This window comes from Shewanella sp. NKUCC05_KAH (assembly GCF_019345585.1).
Classification (GTDB): domain Bacteria; phylum Pseudomonadota; class Gammaproteobacteria; order Enterobacterales; family Shewanellaceae; genus Shewanella; species Shewanella oncorhynchi.
The window spans coordinates 83,256-106,979 of sequence record NZ_JAHKQZ010000001.1 but is presented as its reverse complement, the minus strand read 5'-3'; the positions used below and the strand labels follow the sequence as shown (position 1 = coordinate 106,979).

The 23,724-nt window shown below is 41.6% G+C and carries 20 protein-coding genes; 15 read left to right on the top strand and 5 right to left on the bottom strand.

Features of this window, described 5'->3' with window-relative positions; translation table 11 throughout:
- The first annotated feature begins 108 nt into the window (after positions 1–108).
- Positions 109–735, top strand: a complete 627-nt coding sequence (locus tag KO533_RS00525) for a Fic family protein (protein ID WP_219252378.1) — start codon at positions 109–111, stop codon at positions 733–735.
- A 3-nt stretch (positions 736–738) separates the two neighbouring features.
- Here KO533_RS00525 and KO533_RS00520 read toward each other — a convergent pair whose 3' ends face one another.
- Entirely contained in the window at positions 739–894 is a 156-nt protein-coding gene (locus KO533_RS00520; protein WP_173913200.1) for a hypothetical protein, read from the bottom strand.
- A gap of 206 nt (positions 895–1,100) precedes the next feature.
- Complete coding sequence (locus KO533_RS00515; RefSeq protein WP_131524739.1) at positions 1,101–2,711, bottom strand: ABC-F family ATPase; 1,611 nt, start codon at positions 2,709–2,711, stop codon at positions 1,101–1,103.
- A gap of 677 nt (positions 2,712–3,388) precedes the next feature.
- On the opposite strand from KO533_RS00515, the gene KO533_RS00510 reads away from it, so the two are divergent.
- The 7 genes from KO533_RS00510 to KO533_RS00475 all read left to right on the top strand — a co-directional run bounded on the left by KO533_RS00510 (position 3,389) and on the right by KO533_RS00475 (position 12,058).
- Positions 3,389–4,003, top strand: coding sequence for a VF530 family DNA-binding protein (locus tag KO533_RS00510; protein WP_219252376.1), 615 nt, complete (start codon positions 3,389–3,391; stop codon positions 4,001–4,003).
- A gap of 1,528 nt (positions 4,004–5,531) precedes the next feature.
- Entirely contained in the window at positions 5,532–6,500 is a 969-nt protein-coding gene (locus tag KO533_RS00500; RefSeq protein WP_105253121.1) for a helix-turn-helix domain-containing protein, read from the top strand.
- A complete protein-coding gene (locus KO533_RS00495) occupies positions 6,497–7,690 on the top strand; it encodes an EAL domain-containing response regulator (RefSeq protein ID WP_173496905.1) in 1,194 nt (397 codons plus the stop codon). Before KO533_RS00500 ends, KO533_RS00495 begins: the two co-directional genes overlap by 4 nt.
- Positions 7,691–7,693: 3 nt before the next feature.
- Positions 7,694–7,993, top strand: coding sequence for a hypothetical protein (locus KO533_RS00490; protein WP_219252374.1), 300 nt, complete (start codon positions 7,694–7,696; stop codon positions 7,991–7,993).
- Positions 7,983–9,887 (top strand): ATP-binding protein, encoded by a 1,905-nt coding sequence (locus KO533_RS00485; protein WP_219252372.1) that lies wholly within the window; start codon positions 7,983–7,985, stop codon positions 9,885–9,887. The genes KO533_RS00490 and KO533_RS00485 overlap by 11 nt, the downstream gene beginning before the upstream one ends.
- Before the next feature lie 175 nt (positions 9,888–10,062).
- Entirely contained in the window at positions 10,063–11,097 is a 1,035-nt protein-coding gene (locus tag KO533_RS00480) for a sensor domain-containing diguanylate cyclase (protein ID WP_219252370.1), read from the top strand.
- Between the two features lie 172 nt (positions 11,098–11,269).
- Positions 11,270–12,058 carry a CLCA_X family protein gene (locus KO533_RS00475; protein ID WP_219252368.1) on the top strand — a complete coding sequence of 263 codons (789 nt, stop codon included), beginning with the start codon at positions 11,270–11,272 and terminating at the stop codon, positions 12,056–12,058.
- Between the two features lie 128 nt (positions 12,059–12,186).
- On the opposite strand, the gene KO533_RS00470 is transcribed toward KO533_RS00475, so the two are convergent.
- Both KO533_RS00470 and KO533_RS00465 read right to left on the bottom strand, forming a co-directional pair.
- On the bottom strand, positions 12,187–13,149 hold the full coding sequence (locus KO533_RS00470; protein ID WP_219252365.1) for a hypothetical protein: 963 nt from the start codon (positions 13,147–13,149) through the stop codon (positions 12,187–12,189).
- 175 nt (positions 13,150–13,324) lie between these two features.
- Complete coding sequence (locus KO533_RS00465; RefSeq protein ID WP_219252645.1) at positions 13,325–15,412, bottom strand: TonB-dependent siderophore receptor; 2,088 nt, start codon at positions 15,410–15,412, stop codon at positions 13,325–13,327.
- A 128-nt stretch (positions 15,413–15,540) separates the two neighbouring features.
- Between KO533_RS00465 and KO533_RS00460 the strand changes: the two genes are divergently transcribed.
- The 7 genes from KO533_RS00460 (at position 15,541) to KO533_RS00430 (ending at position 22,854) form a co-directional block, all read left to right on the top strand.
- Positions 15,541–16,710, top strand: a complete 1,170-nt coding sequence (locus KO533_RS00460; protein WP_219252364.1) for a PepSY-associated TM helix domain-containing protein — start codon at positions 15,541–15,543, stop codon at positions 16,708–16,710.
- Positions 16,710–17,186: a hypothetical protein gene (locus KO533_RS00455; RefSeq protein ID WP_105252512.1), complete on the top strand. Its 477-nt coding sequence runs from the start codon at positions 16,710–16,712 to the stop codon at positions 17,184–17,186. Before KO533_RS00460 ends, KO533_RS00455 begins: the two co-directional genes overlap by 1 nt.
- 271 nt (positions 17,187–17,457) lie before the next feature.
- Positions 17,458–19,644, top strand: a complete 2,187-nt coding sequence (locus KO533_RS00450; protein WP_219252363.1) for a TonB-dependent siderophore receptor — start codon at positions 17,458–17,460, stop codon at positions 19,642–19,644.
- Between the two features lie 641 nt (positions 19,645–20,285).
- Positions 20,286–20,744, top strand: coding sequence for a hypothetical protein (locus KO533_RS00445; RefSeq protein ID WP_113940432.1), 459 nt, complete (start codon positions 20,286–20,288; stop codon positions 20,742–20,744).
- A gap of 184 nt (positions 20,745–20,928) precedes the next feature.
- On the top strand, positions 20,929–21,558 hold the full coding sequence (locus KO533_RS00440) for a DsbA family protein (protein ID WP_219252362.1): 630 nt from the start codon (positions 20,929–20,931) through the stop codon (positions 21,556–21,558).
- 815 nt (positions 21,559–22,373) lie between these two features.
- Positions 22,374–22,559, top strand: a complete 186-nt coding sequence (locus KO533_RS00435; protein ID WP_028759929.1) for a CsbD family protein — start codon at positions 22,374–22,376, stop codon at positions 22,557–22,559.
- A gap of 142 nt (positions 22,560–22,701) precedes the next feature.
- Positions 22,702–22,854, top strand: a complete 153-nt coding sequence (locus KO533_RS00430; protein WP_346014695.1) for a DUF3309 family protein — start codon at positions 22,702–22,704, stop codon at positions 22,852–22,854.
- Between the two features lie 423 nt (positions 22,855–23,277).
- Here the strand turns inward: KO533_RS00430 and KO533_RS00425 are convergent, their stop codons facing one another.
- On the bottom strand, positions 23,278–23,580 hold the full coding sequence (locus tag KO533_RS00425; RefSeq protein ID WP_028759930.1) for a ferritin-like domain-containing protein: 303 nt from the start codon (positions 23,578–23,580) through the stop codon (positions 23,278–23,280).
- Between the last annotated feature and the right edge of the window lie 144 nt (positions 23,581–23,724).

Below are 23,724 nucleotides of genomic sequence, written 5' to 3'. Positions count from 1 at the left end.
CTATTTCAAAGACTTGTGTGGTCAATCTCATCGAGTAGTTGTGTTAAGTTGTCTGTGACTCGGATATTTGCTTTTCTATTAGTTATTACAGTTAGCGGGTCTATTATCATGTCGAAATATCATATTGGCACTACCGAGGATGAATTCGAACCCGGTTCTGGCGGCCATATACTTCGTAACAAACTCGCGATAACCGATGAAGAGGATATGGCAGAGGTAGAGACTCAGTTGTTACTAAAGCTTTATGAGTACGTGTTTCAATCTGGTGTTATTGAAAGCGAGCATCTATCGGTTGGTATGCTCTTTGATTGGCATCGAAAATGGCTCGGTAATGTTTATTACTGGGCTGGTGAGCGGCGTACAGTCAATATGGGAAAAGGTGGTTTCGAATTTACGGCAGCGGCTCAAATACTTAAGTCTCTCACTCAGTTTGAAAAGGAATATTTAAGCAAGTTCAATGGTTTAAATTCGTTTTCTAGAGACGAAGTTGTGAGTTACTTGGCTGAAAGTCATGTGGAATTTATCCTAATTCACCCATTTAGAGAGGGAAATGGACGTTTGTCACGTTTGATACTCGATGTGATGGCAGTAAAGGCGGGTTATCTCCCACTTGATTATGGGATTTGGGAACAAAATAGAGATTTTTATTTTAAGTCAATTCAAGCAGGGTTGGGTGGGGATTATCAACATATGGCTCGTTTGGTAAACGATGTGCTCAGCGCTAAAAACGAATGAAGTTTAGGCTAAGGTCAAATGACTGAAACGGCTTTTTTTGGCCTTCAATTTTGCTTCAACTTCAGCCGTAGTTTTACCCGTCTCAATAGCGGTTGAACTGGCCACAGCGCGATAGAGTCGATTTTGAGTCACTTGTGTGTTTTTTGATTTAGTTTTCATCGGATCAACCTCAATTAAGTGCATGAATTATAGCACTCTAGATAACGAATAGACAGCTGTGTATCCAAGGCCCAAAGCAGCAATACTTCATGTTTTACCAATCATATCGCTCTTTAGATATCGATAAAAAGTCGTCAGTAGGCTCTCCAATGACGACCCTTTTAATCAAGCTGACATAGCCGATTAAGGTTTATCAAAGCACAACATTACGCGCTTTTTCTCGCTTCCATTTCAGCTTGACTTGAAAGGTACTCATCGAAAGTGCCTTGGAAGTTAATCACTTTTTTATCTTTAATATCAATGATACGTGTTGCGAGTGACGATACAAACTCACGGTCATGACTGACGAATATCAAAGTGCCTTCAAAGTCTTTCAACGCATTATTGAGTGCTTCAATGGCTTCCATGTCCATGTGGTTAGTCGGTTCGTCCATGATCAGCACATTGATGTCTTGCATCATTAACTTACCGAATAACAAGCGGTTTTTCTCTCCGCCTGAACAGTTACGGGCTTTCTTATTTGCGTCATCTTCGGTGAACAGCAGACGGCCTAACATGGCGCGTACCATAAGATCGTTGTGCTTAGGTTGGCGCCACTGTGACATCCAATCCATTAATGTGTAGTCATTATCAAATTCGTCACTGCTGTCTTGTGGACAGTAGCCGATTGATGCGTTTTCTGACCACTTGATCACGCCTTTATTATGTTCTAAATCATTGACTAAGCAACGTAGGAAAGTGGTTTTACCCACGCCGTTTTCGCCGATAATCGCTAATTTTGCACCGGCTTCGAGGATTAAGTCGCCGCCTTCGAATAGCAGCTCACCATCAAACCCGTGGGCCAAATCTTCGAGGATCAGTGCTTGGCGATGCATTTTCTTGCCAGCATCGAAACGAATAGAAGGGTGAATGCGGCTTGATGATTTCACTTCATCAAGCTTGATCTTGTCCATTTTTTTCGCGCGCGAGCTAGCTTGTTTTGCCTTAGATGCGTTGGCTCCGAAGCGGTTGACGAAGTCTTGCAGTTCTTCGATTTCAGCACTTTTCTTGGCGTTGCCCGATAATAATTGTTCACGGATCAAAGACGATTGTGCAAGGAAGTATTCGTAGTTACCAGGGTAAATGCGCAGTTCGCCGTAATCGATATCGGCCATGTGGGTACAGACGGCATTCAAGAAATGCCTATCATGGGAAATAATGATCATGGTGCATTTGCGTTTGTTCAACTCGGCTTCTAACCAGCTAATGGTATGTATGTCCAAGTTGTTGGTTGGTTCGTCGAGCAGCAAAATATCTGGGTTGGCAAATAGTGCTTGTGCCAACAATACCCGCAGTTTCCAACCCGGTGCTACTTGTTGCATTAGGCCGTAATGGAAAGATTCTTCAATACCCGCTTCGAGCAGAATTTCACCGGCGCGGCTTTCGGCGCTGTAGCCATCCATTTCGGCAAATTCACTTTCAAGATCGCCAACGCGCATGCCATCTTCTTCGGTCATATTCGGATTGGCGTAGATTGCATCGCGTTCCTGTTTGACTTTCCACAGGGCAACATCCCCCATGATCACCGCATCGATCACACTGTATTGTTCAAACGCGAACTGATCTTGGCTTAGGGTACCGACTTTTAAGCCGGGCGTGATGGACACATTGCCAGAGGTTGGCGCTAACGCTCCGCTGAGGATCTTCATAAAGGTCGATTTGCCACAGCCATTCGCGCCGATCAAACCATAGCGGTGACCGTTGCCAAATTTCGCTGAAATGTTTTCAAACAATGGCTCAGGGCCAAACTGCATCGTGATGTTCGCGGTAGAGATCAAAGGAGCTTTCCTAGGTATTTGCTAACGGGGATTGTGACAAACAAGCCTCAAAAAATGAAACATGCGCTTCACCCACTCTAAGCCAAAACATTAAAGTTGGGATAATAAGGTCGCGGAGTATACAGACTAAGGGCTAAAGATGCGAGCAAGGATGTGATGCGCAGCTATAAATCGAGCCGTTTCAGTTGCGTTTATTTTGAGGTTGACCCAAGGCATCAGCGGATCATAGGTAAAATTTAGAAACGGGTTTGAGCTTGATGCTGAGTTCATACCTGTTAGCGTGATATCGCGGATATGCAGATTAAAACTGTCAGCTGCGGCGTATTTTCTTTACCTTAAAGCAGATGCCAAACCTCGCTAGCGCAAATAAAAGAAGGCGTTTAGCTTATTTACCGTTATTATTCCCGCAGTTTTGTCGAGCAGCAGATTTTACGGCTAATATTTAATGGCTCAGTTTGGAGGCTTTAGGTCCGTAAGATTTAAGATCTAAGCATCACGAGCAATAAGGCTTAACGCCCTATGCTATTGCCGTAGCAACGTCAGTGGCTTATAACTTCATAACTTAAGTGATTTCTCTAATCGCGAATTTTAGTAGCGAATTGAGTCACTCGTTTAACAACTCAAAACCGTAAACTAATACAGTAAACTCAGCCAATAGGGCTGAACTTGGAATTCCCATGATTGAAGAGCAACAGAACAACCCATTACACGGCCTCAAACTCGAGACAATGATCACTGAGTTAGTCGATTTTTATGGCTGGAAAATTTTATACGCGGCATTAAAGCTAGGTTGCTTTAACACCAACCCGACCATTGAGGCCTGTATTATTTTCCTCAAGAAGACTGAGTGGGCGCGGGAGAAAGTGGAAAACTTTTACCTGTATCGATTCAAGCGTATGCCTAAAGCCATCGGTGAACAGTTTGATCTTAAGCCACGCGAACGAGGTTTTGCCTCAGGTATCGCGCCGCGTAAACCGATGGAACTCACCATAGAATCTATCGCTAAAATGCAGGCACAAGCCAGCGCCGAGTACGAAGCGGGTAATAAACGTCCTAACTCTGGTTATGGCTCAGGTAAGAACTTTGGTAATGGTTCAGGTTCAGGTAAAAGCTCAGGTAAAAAACCTACGGGTGGACGTGGCACCGGCTCTGGATATGGTTCATCGAATAGCAACTCACAGCGCCGCAACGAACCCAGAAACGAGCCAAGAAACGATTCAAGAATGACTGAGCGTTCAGGACCAAGCCCATCGACGGATGACAACGATCCGTGGGGCACTAAACGCGGCTAATCCCATGTCTGCCGAATTGAGTGGGCATGGTTTTTCACAGGCGTTAGTTTTACATTCGTGATTTACAGTGACTAGCCTCAACTTGCTATTTTCGTACCCGTAAAAAAATTAGCTCTGGTATGAGTTAGCTTTTGTAAGAGTCGTTTTGAAGTCATGGCTCTGGTTGTATGATAGAACATCTGATTTATCGCCTGATTTAAAGAGAAGAGGTTAGCTGTTGAATACAGCCAACCTCTTTTTTATGATTAACTATTCACTTTATTGCATTAAGGTGAGAAAAATCTCGGGGATTATAGTTTTAGACTTGCATATTAAGTGCATAACCAGTTAATTCATCAATTTGCAATCAGATGGTGCCGGTTGCTCATTTTTACGACCAATACCAGCACCTTCTCTAACACCTGTGCTTTATACTTTGTGCCTTTTGTTTATCTTAGTCTGCTAAATGTCCAGAGTTAACGTCAAGTTGTTTGACGATACAGCTCCAAGGTAACCATTTAAATGTTTGATTATCTTTGGGTAAGTAGTTTTAGCCGTCTTGCTCCACCAGCATTCCCTGTTGCCAAACGCCGCTGCCGACTTGCAGATGCGTAACGGTCAAACCATAGGTTTCGGCGCTGCCGTCATTCAGCGCCAAGGGATATGTCAATCACTACTATATGCGAACTGCGGTTAGGCTTAGTGGTTGGTATTCTTTTGTGTCTAATGCGGGATAACTTAAGTTTGCCTGACATAGCGGAAAAACTGACAATGGGCCCAGCCACCTTAAAACGGTGTTTGGCCGAGATGGATTTAAACTTTGGCCAACTTGCCGATACTTGCTGATGAGACCCGTTTAATCAAAGCACGCTATGACTTAGCGACACCTGCGCAAGATGCTCACAGTATTCTTCTTTATGCTTCAGCGACGCCAGTGATGATAGGCGTTCCTTTAAACGCTGGACTGGCCAATTACCCACTTATTTTCGCAGCTGGCTTGCTTAAGCCATTAAAAACTTTCCTACTTATATCTCTAAGCTGATACTGTCGCGGCTTGCCTATTCCAAACACGAATAACCATGCATAAAAACGTAGATAAGTGAGAGAAATCCCGAGGTTATATCCCATATTTTGAATATTTAGCGCATAAATAATCAATTTGGCGTTTTGTGGCCATTGCTGGTGAATCTTATATTTTATGCGGTTTTATAGGAGGGTCTGTTGATTGCGGTTTTATCGATGATGCAATGATTTAACCGAACGAATAACTAGACACTTTTTTCCATCGCTTTTTTGACTGTGCCATGGTCTCAGATAAACAATGGCATTTATACTCGTTTTCCTATTGCAAAAAACGTGGTGAATAAAAGGCTGAGATGGAGGAACTGAGTGATGAGTGACGAAAAAATCACTGGACTTTATTTCATCGAGAAACTTCAACGCATTTGGATTACTTTTACATTTAGACATCCAGAGCCAGTAGATGACATCGACCATAAGACGTATATGGAGCTGCTAGATAAAATAAAAAATTCAGATGGAACGCGATATGATTTGTACACCTATCTCCTATCAAAGCAAAACAAGTGCACAGACATTCTCCAATTTCTTAAAACACACCCGCAGTGAGAATAATTTATCTCAAGAAGATTTATGTAGTCTGCTCAGGCAAAAAAGCTGCCTGTTCGATATGTTAGATTCCATCACTATTAGCCGTTGGGAGCGGGGAGTTAACATTCCATCCCTAGCTAAACAGTCTGAAATCGTTGAAATATTTGGCTCTGAACTGTTTGATATTTATCGGGAGGACAAAAAATTCATCAACGAAGGTTTAGCGTTAATTAACCTTTTTGAATCGACCATAGAACGCAGCGATCATCCGTACTACCGTAATACTCCTTATCGTGTCGAGTTTATCGAAAGCCACCATCAAAACTTTATGACTCTGCTGCAACTCAGCTTGGTTTATGAAAGTAACCCGCGTTTATCCTTTGTGAGCCGTAAGTTATCTCAACCTTTTTTTCGTGGACTCTCATTGGTGGTGGCTTTTAGCTTTGGGGATCAAATCATTGGACACAGTCTATTCTGCCGCACTCAAGGCAAAATTGCCCTCGAATTTATGAATGATGAGGTGGACTTATTTGAGGTCATTAACCATAACAGTCAAGCTTTGCCAGATACCTTAATGGTGTTCTCCTCCTTTGGCGTAACGCCTTATATTGAAAATTATATGATGTCTGTTTATCTCAATGAATTGGCCACGAGTCGCTCACTTAAGTTTTTGAGTTTTAATATCTGTGATGAGTCACTAAAACGAAAATTGACGCAATTTAAGTTGCCCATATTTAAAGTAAGAACGATAGAAGGCGGCTTCAAACCAGTCAAAAACTATTCGTTTTTCTCCAGTCGCACAGAAGTCATGGCGAATCGTAATTTACTCAAGCTTTCTGTCATCCCTACATCCAAATCCCAGACGATCGATCCCATTTTCTTTATGCAGTTAGAGACCAATATATGAATATTCTCATCATAGATGATCAACGCTTTATTAGAGAAACCATGAAAGCTGATATCCATAAGTACTTAGCAGAGGACAATGTGGAGATCTATGAAGCCAGTAATGGTAATCAAGGAATTGAACTCATTTTAGCTGTAGAAGCAAAACTTGATTTAGTCATTTTAGATTTAAAAATGGATCAAGGTGACGGTATTGCGGTGATTAATATGTTGGCTTCCGAGCCCCGATTTACTGCCATTCCGATTGCGGTGATAAGCTCCTCGGATAAACGGACTTTAGAACTGGTGGATAGCATTATCACGGGTTTGAAGCTCAACTTGCTTGGCGTATTTGCTAAACCTATCAATGTGAATGACATTTTAACGCCATTGCTAGACGCCTCCGACGATAGAAACCGTGCCCATCAAGATGAGTCTATCGTGCAAGACATGGCGGCGAATATCAATGTGCGGCAATTGCTCAAAAATGAACAATTAATTTTGTGTTATCAACCTAAGATTAACCTTAAAACAAAGGAGATCATCGGTTTTGAAGTGCTTTCGCGGCTTTGCGATCAATCCAATGGCTATATTTATCCCGACGTTTTTTTGCCACTGGTGAATCAGCAGGGGCTAAATAGCTTGTTTTCGCGGATGGTTATTTCCCAAGCATTGCAATGTTGGTCGCGCCAACCGTTATTAATGGCGTTTGCCCTGTCGATTAACATTACCGCAGATGATTTGACCTGTGATGAACTCATTGAGTACATCATCGAATGTGGTCGTGAGTATAAACAAATCCATTTGATTTTAGAGCTCACCGAATCACAGGAAATCATTAACCAAGATAGAGTGCTTAACTCAATTGCACGGCTGATCATCAATAATATTGATATTTCCCTCGATGATTTCGGTAAAAGTTATTCTACCTATGATCGTCTTGATGCCATTCCCTTTAAAGAGATCAAAATTGATAAAAGTTTTGTCTCCGATATGGATATCAATCACCAACATTATCTCATCGTAGAATCCACCATCGCGCTTGCGCAGAAGATGCACGTAAAGGTGGTTGCAGAAGGCGTTGAGACAAGTGCAATAGAGTTAATTCTCTCTGAGTTGGGGTGTGATGTTGCCCAAGGTTATTTGTACAGTCCCCCGATTGAAGGTCGTTATCTTATTGATTGGATTGCTCAATATAATAGGAGTGCCTAATGTATGAATGCTAATACTGAGTTACCCAAGGCCTTATCTGTATTCTTTGAGCAATACAGCCAAGAACAGCAATCACGACTGCGATTGACACTGATTGCTGAATTACAGCGAATGCGACTTGAGCTAGAACAATATGAGTCCTCTGACAGTATTGAAGGGCTGAAACATCAATTTACGGGTATTGCGCGCTACTTGCAGCTTAAAGATATGCTGTCTGTCATGGATGTTTGCGAGCGAGAGCTGTTTGAATATCAGTTATGCAGCTTGCTAAAGGCCGTAATGGATTACGCTAATGAGCTTTAAATATAGCGCTTGTATCAATATGTTCAGTGGCTTATGGGTCACTCTGTTGGTGCTGTGGTTAACCTTGTCCCACTCACGTTATGAATTTGACTCCATTTACAATAAAAAAGCAGAAGCGGTTTTTACTTCTTCACGGGATATGTTCTTACAACATGAAATTATGTTGGATGCGCTAAAATCGTTTTTTTATGCTTCGAGTGAGGTAACGTCACAGGAATTTGAGGTTTTTGCTAAGGACTTACTGAAGATCAAATCTGCTGTCGCTTTTACACTGACCCCCGAACTTGAACTGGCCTATATCTCTGATCAGACAATGGCGCGAGAACTTAAGCCACTTAAATTAGTCAAGAATAGTAAAGGGGAACTTCAGGCTAGCCTTGCCGATTACACGTTAGCGGTTGTTAATATCGATGGGCCTAATATGCTTTATTTAGTCTATGCCATTTCTCACCAGCGGATATTAGCGCGGATTGAGCAGGAGCAGGGTGTATGTATTAGCTATCAATTTGAACAATCGTTATTGCAAAGTTCATCCTGTAACCATGAGTTTTCCACAGGCATATTTTCAATGTTTAGCTACTCAGATAGCCGAACTTTGGATATTCCTGGATACCAAACCCGTGTAGATTTACGCATAGAATATCAAGTGCCACAAAAAGAGGTTGTCGAGCTAATCGTGATTATCTTACTGATTGCTTCTCTTGGTATTACTCTGTCTTTTCTTTTGTACTTTAAGTCTAAAAATCAGCATATTGTAGAGCAGATTAAGCTCGATAATCGATCTAGATTAGCAGTACTTTCCAGCATAAATCATGAGATCCGCACTCCTATCAATGCCATTCTTGGCTACAGTCGCATGTTAAAAAAAGCGCGTTCACAACCACAAAAACTGGACGAAATTATCGATAAAATGACCTGGTCAGCTAACTTACTTTACTCGGTTGCCGAAAATACGTTGAATTACAGTAAGGCTGAAGCTGGGCAGTTAAAATTGAATCGGCATTTAGTCAATTTGCACGAATATCTGAGCAATATTGAGGATTACTATCGTGCTTTTAGTGCGACATCGGGTAAACGTTTACAGGTTGTCGTGAATGAGTCTTTGCCGAAGTTTATCGAGCTCGATGGGACTAAGTTATTCCAACTCATGACGAACATTATCAATAATGCCTTTAAATACAGTACGGGTAGCGAAGTGCATTGTTATATGGACTTACGCCTTAAACGTAACCATAAAGACCATAGTCCTATGCTTAGGGTACTGATCCGCGATTTTGGTGAGGGAATGTCAAAGGAAGCACAGCGTGCTTTAGTTGATCCCTTTATGCACGCATCTAACTCATATACAACAACATCGGGCATGGGATTAGGACTCTATACTTGTAATCGATTGCTTGAGCAAATTGGCGGTAAGTTTATGTTGCGCAGTCAAAAGGGCAAAGGCACCACAGTGCTGTTACATTTTCCCTGCCAACTTACCGAGGTGAAAGAACGATTAACGATTCAATATGATCAACAAAAAGTGTTAATCATAGATGATAATCTGTTTAACCTTGAGATTTGCAAAGCCATGCTAGAGCACTATCATTTTCAAACCTTCAGTGTTGATAACGCAGCGCAAGCACTTAAGATGTTGATTCACTCATTGCCACATATTGTTATTGTGGATTACCGTTTACAAGATATGAATGGCTTACAACTTATTAAACAGATGCAACAAACATTACAAAACCTTGCCAGTGATACCCAGCTTGAGCATCACTGTCGGTTCTTTTTGCTTTCAGCTAATGATAGCGATGATATTTCTGAGTTAGCATTATTCCCTGAGGTACATTTCATGCAGAAACCTTTTAGTGCTGAAATATTTCTCAGTAAATTGGCCGTAAAATCGTAAATTATCAAAGCATTGGATCTGGTTTTTAAAGCTTATTTGCCGAATGTGTGGGATTTACATCGCGGTAGAGCCAATCCCGTTGCGGTAAAACAAAGACGCTGTGATTAGTGTAGAACGCTGCTAATCTAAACATGTCGGAGATCTTCTCTAAAAGCGTCATTGCTAGGAATAATCGATGGAAAAAGAATCTCTTGAGTCTGTGTACCCCTTTTTAACCGAAGCCTTACGGCTAAGCGAGAATGGCCTCGCTGTTTTGGACAAGCACAATCATTTTATCTTTTATAACCATACCTTTGCGAAAATGTTTGGTTTTGTTGATCAAGACATGGCTGGCCGGCATTTTGACGACATGATGCACTTTGCCTTTACCTATAAGCAAGGGCCTAAAATTGATCATGAAACCATAGAGGAATGGCTTGAACTTATTCATGCGAATCAACGTAAATCAGCTTTTCGACGTTTTGAAGTGGATCTGGTCGACGGTAGCTGGTTGCAACTTTCTGAGCAGGTCTATCACAATGGCGATATGGTCATTGTTTGCACCGATATTACCCAGTTAAAACAGGTCGAATTTGCCCTAAGGAATGCGCAGACTGAGTTGAATCGACTCGCACTCACCGATGAATTAACCGGTATTGCCAATCGACGGCATTTTTTCCAGCAGTTAGAGCATGAAATCAAACGCTTGAGTCGTCTACAGTTACCTTTGTGCCTTGTCATGATGGATATCGATTATTTTAAACTCGTTAATGATCGCTATGGGCATCAAGTGGGTGACAAGATACTGCAGCATTTTACCCAATTTATCAGTGCTCGCACGCGCCCATACGATATCTTTGGTCGCTTCGGCGGTGAGGAATTTGCGCTATTACTGCCAGAAACGTCGGTCGATGTCGCGCAGAAAATTGTGACGCGTATGATGTTAGCGCTTGCGAATGAAGATATTTCAGCGATAGTCGCCGATTTTCACTATCAATTTTCGGCAGGAGTGAGTGTGTTAACACCTGTGATCACTCATCATGCCATCGAAGAAAACTGCGGTATTTTAGCGCTTCAGTCTGTACCTTCACCGATTGAAATAGGGAGTCAGTGCCGTTCAGATGCTGAAAAGCTGGTGGCCGAGGCCGATAAAGCCTTGTATCACGCTAAAACGACGGGGCGAAATCGTGTCGTGGTTTGGGATGATGTGATATTAACGGCTAAAGCTTAGCTAACCCAATGGTTGACGAAATCTAAGCATCGCGATAACAAACCAAGAGTAAGCGCTTGGCTCCTATTCTTAACTTGATATTGCACTCAATACAGCGTTTTGTTCCTGTGCATTTTCACCTAAAATAGCCAGCTTAATTTGTCTCTCACTGCCATAGGGTTCAAGGTAAGTCGTGTTAATTAATCAGCAATATAACCGCCATGGACCCGATTATCGATTTGGTGAACAAATCACTTTTCTTGATATTAAACAAACCTTTGGTTTTAGCCATGTGCGTGTTGGCCGCTGGGTGACGCGGGATGAATCGCGGATTGCTGCGGATTTAGTATTTGATTCGCTCGCCGATCTGGCCTTTATCTTAAAATTGCCACCTTTAACTTTAGGGCTGCGGGAAACCGTCAGCCTAGCCTTTGGTCATGGCGGCCAAAAGGGCGTTCAGGCCCATTATGCACCCGCGACCCGAGAGTTGGCATTGGCTAAAAATGCAGGTGCAGGTGCTTTAGCCCATGAGTTTTGGCATGCGTTTGACCATTATATTGCCGCTAAATCATTCAAACCTACTAATAAGCGGTTTCAGTGTGCGAGCGATCTTTGGCTATCCGATCTGCCCATCATAGAGCATCCATTAAATGCTCGATTATCTGAGATCTTCAAAGTGACATTGTTGAGTGGACAGGGTGATGAGCCCCATGATTATGTTCGCCGAGCGATTGCATTAGATAAAAAACATGGGATGCAGTACTTCTCTCGGCCAACGGAGATGATGGCGCGAGCATTTGAAGCCTGTATTGAATCTTATACTGATATTTCGAATCCGTATTTAGTGTCGGGAACCCGTTTTTCAGCAATGGCAAAGGAGGGGGCTTATCCCGATGAAGCCCACAGAAAAGTGATTTTTCAGGCGCTGATCAATTACTTTGAACCGCTGGGGATCGCATTGGGTAAAAATTCCCTTAACTAGGGTGTGTTGACGTTTTGAGTCATGCATTTAAACAGAGGTTGGTTTAGCGTCGCTAGAGGGCAAGGTAAAAGGTAAAACGACATTCGCCTTAGGTATTTTGAATGCGAATGGCAGTAGACAGGGGAAGGTCACGAGCCGTTTGAAAGCTCGTTGCCAATCAAGCTCGCCTGCTTAGTCGACAACGTTTGCCAACAATAGGCCAAACTATGGCGAATCGCATCAAGATATTGAGATGCCTGAGTATCCATTAAATACCAATTGCTGGGTTTTGATTCTGGCATGTGGTTGAAAAATAAAGCTTCAGTATTGATGAGCTGGCTAGGATGAGCAAATTGCTGCCAAATATTAATGGGGGTATGCGCCAGTGTGATTAGCCATTCAAGTTGCATCTGCCGCGTGGCTGGATTTAGTGCATCTGCGATTAATGAATTCGACTCCTGTAAACGCTCAAGCAAATCAAAGGGATTATCTGCGTTTATCCTAGGTGCGACTCGGCATGGTTGCATTTGGTTTATTGCGGATAGGCGAGGTAAAAATACGGACGCTAAGCTAAATTCAGGCCAGTCGAGCGAGGGTACCAAAGCCTGGGCAATCCGTCGTTCGCCTAACCAATTATGCACCATGCAAGGTAAGTGATCGTCAAGCGGTAAATCATTGGGTCTTGATAAACTCGGAAACAGCGACATCCGCTGCACTTGCACATGCTGAGACAACTGCTGCATCAACACGATTGTGGTTAACCCAGATGAAGGCCAGCAACCGAGTTTAGGGGTTAATTCAATCGCGACTTGTGTCAAGGCTTGCGTAAGCAGACCACTTTGTGGATGACCTTGTACCACAAAGGCATATTTTGATTCAGCAAAACCACCGTTGGCGATATTCACTATCTGATTATTTACATTGCTGTTTTCAGCCCATTGAGTACCGTTAAAAATAAATGTCGTACCTGTGGTCGCAGGCTGCCAATCGCCAGAAGCATTACCAATAATGGTCACTTGCTCAAAGGCAAGGGTGCCCGCTAGAGCTTGCAGATCTAATTTAGCATGTGGCATCTGCAAATGTTGATGCATGTGGGTGTGAGACTTAGGCATAGGCGGAACATCTGTTTTACGAACTCAAAATGGACTTCATTGTAATGGATTATCCCCCTGAGCCCAAAGGGTTAATCCATTGAAGTTTACCGGATGCTGTTTTAACGCAGGATAGTTTAGCTTTAGGTATACCGCGCATAAAAGTGATGCGCGGTATTGGCGATTAACAATTAGACTAAAAATTATAGCTCAGGCTAAGTTCGACATTTCGCGGTTCGCCGAAGAAACCTTGATTGTAGAAATCGATACTAGAGTAGTACTTTTCATCAAACAAGTTTCGAATATTCAAACGGACAATCGCATCATCAGTGAGTTGATAACTTGCCATAAGATTGGTAAGGAAATAACTGGCTTGTTCAGAGCTTTCGCCGTTAGGCCCCGCGTTTTCTACATAAATCTTGCTCTGCCAGCTTAAGTTGCCACCTAATGTGAGATCTTCTAGAGCGCCATCAAAGTGATAGAGCGAAGATAATCGTACTAAGTTTTTAGGCAAATGTGTGCCAAAGGCCGAACCATCGGCTTTTTCAGATTCACTGTAGGTGTAACTGAAGTACAGATCCCAATCCTCTGTGGGTCTACCCGTTAGTTCCATTTCAAAACCACGGTTACTGGTGCCATCCACTGCGCGCATTGGAAAGCTACCATCAGGAAGTGGGTCTTTAATGTTAGGATCTTTTTCCGCCACATTTTCCTTTTGAACTTTAAACACTGCAACACTGGCGGTGAGTTTTTCGTCGAAAAAATCGGCTTTACTGCCAAGTTCAATATTATTGCCAGTTGTCGGGTCTAAGCGTTTGTTATTAGCATCTTTGGCATCTTGAGGCTGAAAAATCTCAGTGTAACTGGTATAAATCGACACACTGTCACTGATATCGTAAATCAATCCTGCATACGGCGTAATGACATCATTGTGCTCATAACCTGGATCGACTTTATATTGGCTGATACGGCTACCTAACAGCAGTGTGATCTGATCGTGCAGATTGAGTTGGGTAGCAATATAGGCACCTTTTTGGATCTCTTCAGTCTCTTCATTGGTGGGAATCGATGGATAATTTGGCTCTGCAATCGAGCCATCCCACTCAAAGAAATTGCCTACGCTTAAAACATCTGTGGTGTAGAAAGAGTCGGCGCTAATATCTTGTTTTGAATAGAGTAGGCCGGTTGTTAGCTTATGTTCTCGACCCAATAGTTCGAATGGCCCTGAAGCAAATATTCGCGCCGCATCTTGCTTACGGGTTGATTGGTAGATCATAGGCAATGCACTCATCCCCAAACCTGTGGTTTTATCTGGGGAGCCATATAAATATAGCAAGTGTCCATCCATCTTATCCTCACGATGTTCTATGTCGAGTTTGAGTTCCCAGTTATTATCGAAGTTGTGTTCTAAAGTAGAAAAAACGTTCGCACCATGGCGTTTCCAACTAGACCAAGATGCTGCAGTGGTAGTCGAACGGGGAAGGTCACTCGCTAAACTGCCGTCGGCATAAAACAGTGGCAGCGCTCCCCAAGTGGAGCCTTTAGGATCGCGGTCACTATAGTCCGCGCCCAAAGTGAATAATGTGCTATCACTTAATCTTGCAGTAACGACGCCATAAATTTGCAGATTTTCATCTTCGGCTAGATCGGTAAAACTATCTGATTTTTCATAGGCGGCGGCAAAACGTGCTTGGACATCGGCATCTTCTGTTATGTCAACTGAACTATCACCTTCTACACGATAACTGTCCCATGAACCTACTTTTGTACTGAGGTAACCTCCTGGTGAAGATTTTGGACGTTTACGAATGAGGTTGATGGCGGCCGAGGGTTCTCCTGCACCAGTTAATAATCCTGTTGCACCACGAACCACTTCTACTCGATCGAAGATAACCGTATCGGTCGAAGCATCATTGAAGAAACTAGAATAGTTAACAGGCACACCATCAAATTGGAAGTTAGTGATTGGATTACCACGGGCGCTGAAAAAGTAGCGGTTAGTTTCTGCTTTCTGTGCAGAAATACCCGGTGTTAAAAACATTAAGTCAGCAACATTGTTAAGAGAAAAACTCTGAATAAATTCTTGATCTATAATCGTCACTGACTGCGGCGTTTCTCTCAGTGTTAAGGGTAAGCCCGTTGCTGTAGCAGCTTTATCTAAACGACTACCTTTAATACTGATCACTTCGATATTGGCGTCTGCGTCTGATTGAGTTTCGTCGGCGTAGGAACTCGGCGCTAACAATAGGCTCGAAATGAGCGCTGCTAACAAGGTTTTATCCATCATGATTCCCCATCATAGTATTTTGTGACCGGCATTCTAATTGAAAACAATTCCCAGTACATCGTATTGATAACAATTTGCATTACCTTTACACTCGCGAAATACGATAAGTGTTAGGAAAGTCACAAATGGCGAAGATCAGTAACCGATTCTGGTTTATGTTGCATGGTTGGGTGTCGCTCCCAATTTGGTTGTTATTTTGTTTTATCTGCTTGACGGGGACGATTGCGGTACTGAGTCATGAGATCACTTGGTTAACGAATCCTGCATCGAGGGCGTTGAACCCTAATGATTTACCCGTAAAACCAGTTAGTGAATTGATGACGCTTGTTGAGGAAGCTTACCCAAGTGCGGCAGTCTCTGGCGCTATGACCTTAGAACCTTATATGGTCAATGTGATTATGTTCAGTGACGCTGATAAACCCTATGCCATGGCCTATGTCAATCAATACACAGGTGAGATCCAACAGATTAATGAAGGCATGACATTTGCCGGCTTTATCAGATCTTTACATGCTTGGTTATTATTTCCTTGGCAAAGCGGTTACAGCTTGGGCTATTACCTTGTCTGTTCGATGGCGCTGTTTATGCTCGCGTCTTTAGTGACGGGACTCATTGTTTATAAACGTTTTTGGCGAAGTTTTTTTGCTCCAAAATTGCGTGTGAGTCAAGGTAAAAAGACACTATTGGCCGATTTGCATAAATTGTCTGGTGTGTGGTCTATTTGGTTTATCACGATTATGGCCGTTACCGGATTATGGTATTTAGTCCAAGCCATTTTTTGGCATGCTGATATTGATATCGAGCCACATGCGCCATTGGTTGCTGCTGAGCAATTGCCCTTTATCCAAAAGGGTGATGTGAATCCCGTTGATCCAAGCGTGTCATTTGCACAAGCCTTAACATTAGCGCAAACGCACTTTCCAGACTTTCAACCAAGTTATGTGATGAAACCCGAGCATAATCGTGACATGTATCATCTGAGCGGTAGCGGCGAGCACATTTTTTACGATCAGTATTCTTACAACCTTAGCATTAACCCTTGGACGGGGGAGATTTCAAGAGCGACATCACCCGAGACGATGACAGGGATACAAACGCTAATGCATATCGCAGATCCTTTGCATTACGGTACCTTAGGTGGTATCTGGACAAAAATCATTTGGTTTATTTTTGGGGTGATCCTATCGGGTATGTCAATCACAGGATTTATGATGTGGGGACTGCGTAATGTGCGTGCAATTAAAAAAATGGGGTCCCCCAGTACTGTGGCAGATAGGTTAGAGGAGGTACGTTAATGGCTTTCATTCATTCAACTTTTTGGCAAAAAAATAAATATAAACTGAGTGGGTTTATTCTATTGCTCCCTCTATTGTTTTTGTATCAGTCACTAACACCTACATTTCCACCAGCATGGCAGGCTCAAGAGTTAGGTGAATTTAAAATAGCCCCTTTACCCTTAGATCTAAAAGCACCCTATGTGCATCATGATGACTATGTGAAAGATTTCATGTTGGTTTTTGAAAAAGGTGAGGTAGGCAATATACGCCAAGGCTATGCCAATATTGGAACGCAGGCTTTGCCAATAGCAGATTTACAGCGCAGTGAGAATGGTATTTTACACGGTAATAAGCATGGCCAACACGTACACGCCATCGCAACTAAGACGCTAACCTCCGCCGATAGTCTGTGGATATCGATAGAGAATTGGCAAGGTGAGTGGCAAGTGGCAAAGTGGCCTCTGCCTGCCGAGCTAATAGTACAGACACACTGATGAAGTAAAAGCTAAACACTAATGGCGATCCTATGGAGTAATAATCTCAGGGTCGCTTTTAGTGGCGTAGATTAAGAATGATTAACCGAATACGGGTAAAGAATAACCTTTTTCACCGTAAACGCTCACTTTTGAAGGCATAAACACAGCGGGGACGTTTATTCCTCATTAATAAATGATGAATTTGTTATATACATCACCAAAATACAAATGAAAGTGATTCGCAATAGTGTTACCGTATATCCATCCTAAATAAACTCCCTAAATTACTATGCGCTTTTATCTACTACCTCTCGCGTCTGCCATTACTTTGGCATTAAACCCTTTGTCAGTTTTGGCTGCAGAGCCGTCTTCTGCAGCAGATGCAAATGATCAAAATATTGAAAAAATAACAGTGATGGGCAAGTACACTGTGAGTCGAACCATTGATACCGCCACAGGTTTAGGGCTGTCACTGCAGGAAACGCCACAGTCAGTGAGCATCTTGACCGCTGAACGGATCCAGGATCAGGCACTCAATACCGTTGTTGATGTGGTTAATAACACAGTAGGTTTGTCTTCATCTAAAACAGATAACGTTCGAAATGGCTTTATGGCCCGTGGTTTTGCGGTTCAGAATTACCAGATCGATGGCGTACCTTTATCTTGGAGTTTGGGGGGCGATGCAGGTGAAACTGTGTCTGATATCTCTCTGTATGAGCGTGTAGAGGTGGTGCGTGGTGCAACAGGCTTACTAACGGGGGCAGGGGATCCTTCTGCTTCAATCAACCTAGTGCGCAAACATGCCGACAGTGATGAACTTAAGGGCTATGTTGATGTTGCTACGGGTAGCTGGGATAAAAAACAAGTTACCGCAGATGTTTCTAATGGCCTCAACGACAGTGGCAATGTGCGCGGTCGCATGGTCGCGAAATATGTCAATAGCGATTCTTATCAGGATCTTTATCAAGACCGTAAGACCATTCTTTACGGCGTAATTGATTCAGACATTACTGACAATACTATGCTGCGCGTCGGCGGTAGTTACAATAACAATAACCCCAAAGGAGCGATGTGGGGTGCGTTACCAGCAGTATTCAGCGATGGTTCGGCTACTGATTGGGATGTTTCTACTACAACAGCGGCAGATTGGAGCCGTTGGGAAACGACTAACATCAACTATTTTGCTAACTTGAACCATTATTTCAGCAATGGTTGGCAGTTGGTGGCGAACTATAATCGCATGGAATATGAAACCACCACCAAAATGATCTATATGTCTGGCTTGCTGAATAAAGAAACCGGTGCAGGTTTGAGCGGTCAGCGTTATCACAGCCATGGTGAAAGTAACTCTGATAATTTCGATTTTCAGTTGAAAGGCGATTACCAACTCTTTAACCGTGAGCATCAATTTGTGACTGGTGCCTTATACAGCAAACAGAAATCCTATGCTGATACCTATGAACCCATCCGTGAGAATATGACGGGCTGGGACTCAAAGGCAGTTGAAAACTTTTATGATTGGCAAAGCAACGCCTTTGAAGAGCCTGAATGGTCAACAAACGCCAATCGTCAGTTGAATATGGATACCGAGCAGAAAGGTTTCTACGCAGCAACGCGACTGACAATTACCGATGATTTAAAAGTGATTGCCGGTGGCCGTATTTCTAGTTGGAACCGCGAAGGGGTCAGTTATGGTACTGATACCAACTTTGGTGATGATGGCGTGTTCGTTCCTTATGTTGGCGCCTTGTATGACATAAACGAAGAGCATCGTGTTTACGCCAGTTATACCGAAATATTTAATCCGCAGAATAAACAAGATGCTAGCGGTAACTATCTGGATCCACTCGAAGGTAAAGCCTATGAAATCGGTTTAAAGAGCGCTTATCTGGACGACCGTCTACACACCACTGTGGCACTGTTTAAGATTGAACAGGATAATTTTGCTAAGCAAGATACAGACTTTGAGCCGACGGATGAGCAAAAAGCAAATGGTCAGACAAGTGCTTATTATGCAATACAAGGTACTAAAAGTACTGGCTTTGAGTTAGAAGTGGTGGGGGAGTTTATTGATGGCTGGAATATTTCGGCAGGTTACTCTCAATTCACCGCAGAAGATGCAGAAGGCAAAGAACTTGAGACCACGAGCCCTCGCAAACAGTTTAAACTCTTTACTACCTATCAGTTTGTCGAACATTTACCTGAATTAACTGTTGGCGGTGGCGTTAACTGGCAGAGTGATAGTTACGCACAAAATGGTAGCGTTGTAATTGAGCAAGATGCTTATTCACTAGTTAACCTAATGGCTCGTTATAATCTGGCGGAAAATATGGACCTACAACTAAATCTCGAAAACCTGCTGGATGAAAAATACTATGCCTATATGTCTGCAGCATCCTATATGCCTCTTGCATACAGTGTGTATCATTACGGAACCCCACGTAATGTGACCTTGAGCTTTAATTACCGCTTTTAAATTTTCCGCTAAATAAAAGGAGTAGCCGATTTATCGGCTACTCCTTTTTTATCTTCTATTATTGTTATTCCCAATATTTTGATGGCTTGTTTCGTGCGTATTAACGACTCAGTACTAATATCGGTAAATATTGGGCTAGCTCACCTATGGTTCGTTCCTAAATCTAATACTGTTATTAACTGAAAGCGGGAAGATGATGCACTTCAATCTAGTTATGGAATGGCACATATTATATTGGTAGTTTTCCTTCTTTCTTGTGCGCATTGTATTGTCAACAATCAGTGCGGCAACGAACAGAGTCAATAGAAAAATATAGGTATACTCATGTCATTAGCCTCATTACAAGGTTGTGGCTTATCGCCAGCTTTTTAAGCTAAAGACCAGATGTTACATAAATCAAGCCGTTGTTGGACTGATAAAGTATTTTATGTTGATGACAAGTTTTCAACAATTCATCTCATTAATAATAGACATCAGCGTTTGACTATTTAGTCAATAATCATTTCAAAACTGCACTTTTAATGAGACATAATGTCATAGTAAATATGGGCTTGTTTAGTAAGTTTATTTTTATCAATGCATAGAAAAGTGATTCATTTTTCACAGTAAAGACCAAGGACTCCCGTTTTGAGGAGAATAATATGCAAATAGAAACGCTTTATGATGTTATGCAATGGACTAGAAATATACACCAACAGCTGCATGCATTTGCGGCACATTGCGCACTTACAAATGATAGCGAAAGAAGCGGATTACTGTTAGAGTATATTTCAGCCCACGAGCAAAAAATGGCTCTGGTTATCAGACAGTTCGAAGATAATGGCAATAGCAATGCACTTAACACTTATTGTCGGCATTATTATGAAAAAACCGCTATTCCTTTTAACACCATAGGTGAACATCCGTTTAAGAGGATGGATACGGATGAAATAGCGATGGCCACACTTGAGTATCATAAAAATATTGTGGGGCTGTTTGAATATCTACAAAATTGCAGTTCTGCACCTTCCGTAACTGAATTTCTTAGCAATATACTGTCCCTTGAAGAAGCTGAAAAGCGATTACTGGCACGTAATATGAAACAAATTGATGACTTCTAGTATGTCTGCTAAAAATCACATTATTGTACCTATTGCTCGGTTTAGCTTCGGTATTTATTCTGTAGTTCAGATATTGAAATCTTGACTTCATGTAGGTAACAACTAGATCTGCCATCACAATAATTATTGATTAGCCTTGAAACTAGAGTGTATGACTTAAACTGCCACCTTATTAAGGATTAACATGAATCAACCCCTGATCATTGATTACTACTCTGATATTCTTTGTGTGTGGGCTTGGGTTGCACAACAACGTATTGAGGAGTTAAATAAAAAGTTAGAAAATAAAATTCATTTTAAATATCATTATCTTGATGTATTTGGTGATGTTCAAACAAAAATTGAGACACAATGGAAACAGAAAGGTCAATATAATGGTTTTGCAGAACATGTACATAAATCTGCATCTATCCGTGATGACGTTCCCACAAACTCAAAAATATGGACTGAAGTCAGACCGACAACGTCAGCCAATGCTCATTTAGTGCTCAAAGCCATTGAACTTATCTATGACAAAAACACCAGTATCAATATGGCATTGAAATTTCGGAGTGCATTTTTTATCGATGCATTGGATATTGGTAAGCTTGAAATACTTTATGATCTGGTTGATTTCTATGGGCTGGAACAGAAAAAAATCATCTCAAGCGTTCATGATGGTTCTGCTATAGCCGCATTAATGAGCAACTACCAAAAGTCAGCACAACAAAATCTACAAGGCAGTCCAAGCTATATTATCGACGAAGGTAGACAAATATTTTATGGTAACGTAGGTTATCGTGTTCTTCTTGCGAATATAGAAGCATTATTGTAAAAATCAGCAGTCGAGGCTAGTTGGTGCTAAAAACCTTAGACTACCAGTCTGTGGTTCTCTAAGTTCTACAAGATGCTATGAACACCTCTAGACCATTTTAACGTTTTTAGAGTTATACCTCTTAGTTCCTTCTTCGTTTAGCCACTGAATACTCATATTCATATTTTTAATGGCATCTATGACATACCAAAATGTAGCTACATTAGGTATCAACTGATGTTTCATTGTGTTTTAAGTTAAATTGCGGATTAAAATATTTATAATGTGTACGCTATCGCACAGACACACTTTTAGATAAATTATATATTGGATACAGAGTTTAGATTGATATGCCTTTAATGGGTAATCTTTATCTTAATAAGATGGTTTATGTTGTTTGTCTTGATATTTTGGCTCATCATTAGGATGTCAGCTTTAGCTAAAAAATCACTAGATAATTAAATAATGGAATTCAGCCGTGACTAATACTAAATTTCAGCAAATAAAATAATCTCCACAATTTATACTTAAGATAAAATTCAAGATTGCTACATAACCACCCCTATTTAAACCAATGTTATATTGTAGAATTCATACCTAAGTTGACGCGGTGTGATTGATGTGTAACCAGTCACACAATTTTATGAAAACACAGGAATTTATTTTCCCGTCTAATTTACCATATGGTTTTACTGATATTTTACCAACTAAGATATTTACTAAAAATATTTAGATGTTTGCTAAACGCTATTTACTAAAATGAAAAATAGCTCATAGTTGATTGTTAGCGCTCATTATTATTTAGATGTTATATCAACAACAAAAGGAAATTGACCATGAACAAAGACCAAATAGAAGGTTCAATAAAAGATGCTGCAGGCAAAGTGCAGCAAAAAATTGGTGAGATCGTTGGCAACCCGAAACAGCAGATGAAAGGGGTTCAGAAACAGATAAAAGGTAAAACTCAAAAAGCAATTGGTAATGTAAAAGAAGCGGCTAAGGATGCCGAAAAACACAGTTGATGTCAGAGGCTTTTACAATTAAGTAAGCACCTTAAGCATAAAGTTTGGTAGCTTTATGTGGGTATTTAAAAGGATCTTTGTCATATTGATTAAGATTTCTGGTTCGAGTTATATCCATAATGTCTAGGAGACTCTCATGAGTATAGGAACAATATTATTGGTGGTTTTGATTCTGATGCTGATCGGTGTGGCTCCGACTTGGCCACACAGTAAGACCTGGGGGTACGGCCCGAGCGGTGGATTAGGTTTGGTAGTATTGATCCTCGTTATACTCCTTCTACTCGGTAAAATTTGAGCGATAAAGCCTAAGTCATGTACGACCTCAATATTGAGTCGTCATCTCTAACTGCCGTAGGTAGCTAAAAATAGTGAGTGATGTTTTTAGTCGTTCAAAAATGGCTGACATCGCTCGTTTTTCTTGCACGGCAGTGCTCGCCATTCTGAGATTGAAAGGTCCTATACGCCTAAGATTTACACGCAAGATATTTCGTTAAGGTAGCATTAGGTGAAGTCCTTCACGCTAAAAATGAAAGTCACTAAGTCCGTAGAATACAGTGTCCGTAGTAATACATTTGCACGCTAGTATTCTGCAAGGCTGTATGAAATGAGCTAAATGGTGCAATAACACATGCAGAGGTTTGTTTTATAAGAACGGCAGCTTAGTGACTAAAGGCGTTTGCTCACGAAAATGGCTTGCTCAAACAGCCAGATTGAATACTTATTTGTGAACAATAGGTGTGTGAGCAACAGGCGTATCTGTAAAAAGGTAATGTTTTAGCTGTTTATCAAAGCTCGGATCTTGTCTCCTTATCCATTCTTGTAGCATTGCAGCATGTTCTTTTTCTTCGTCTCGATTATGTATAAGTATCTCTCTCAACTCATTATTTTTGCACGCATCAACTCTTTGGTTATACCAGTCTATTGCTTCAAGCTCTTCCATCAGTGATGTAAGTGCACGGTGCATGTCCTTGGTTTTATCGGTGAGTTCAGTAATAGGTTCATGATAACCTTCATTCGACATTGGGATTTCCTCGCTAAATGCAGATAGGATCGCTCACTATTGAGCGGTGATGATAATTGCAGATGATTGTCTGAACGCTATTTTCAACGAACAGACTTTGAATGCATTATTCTGCGACCTTAACCGTCGAGTGTCTGTTCGATG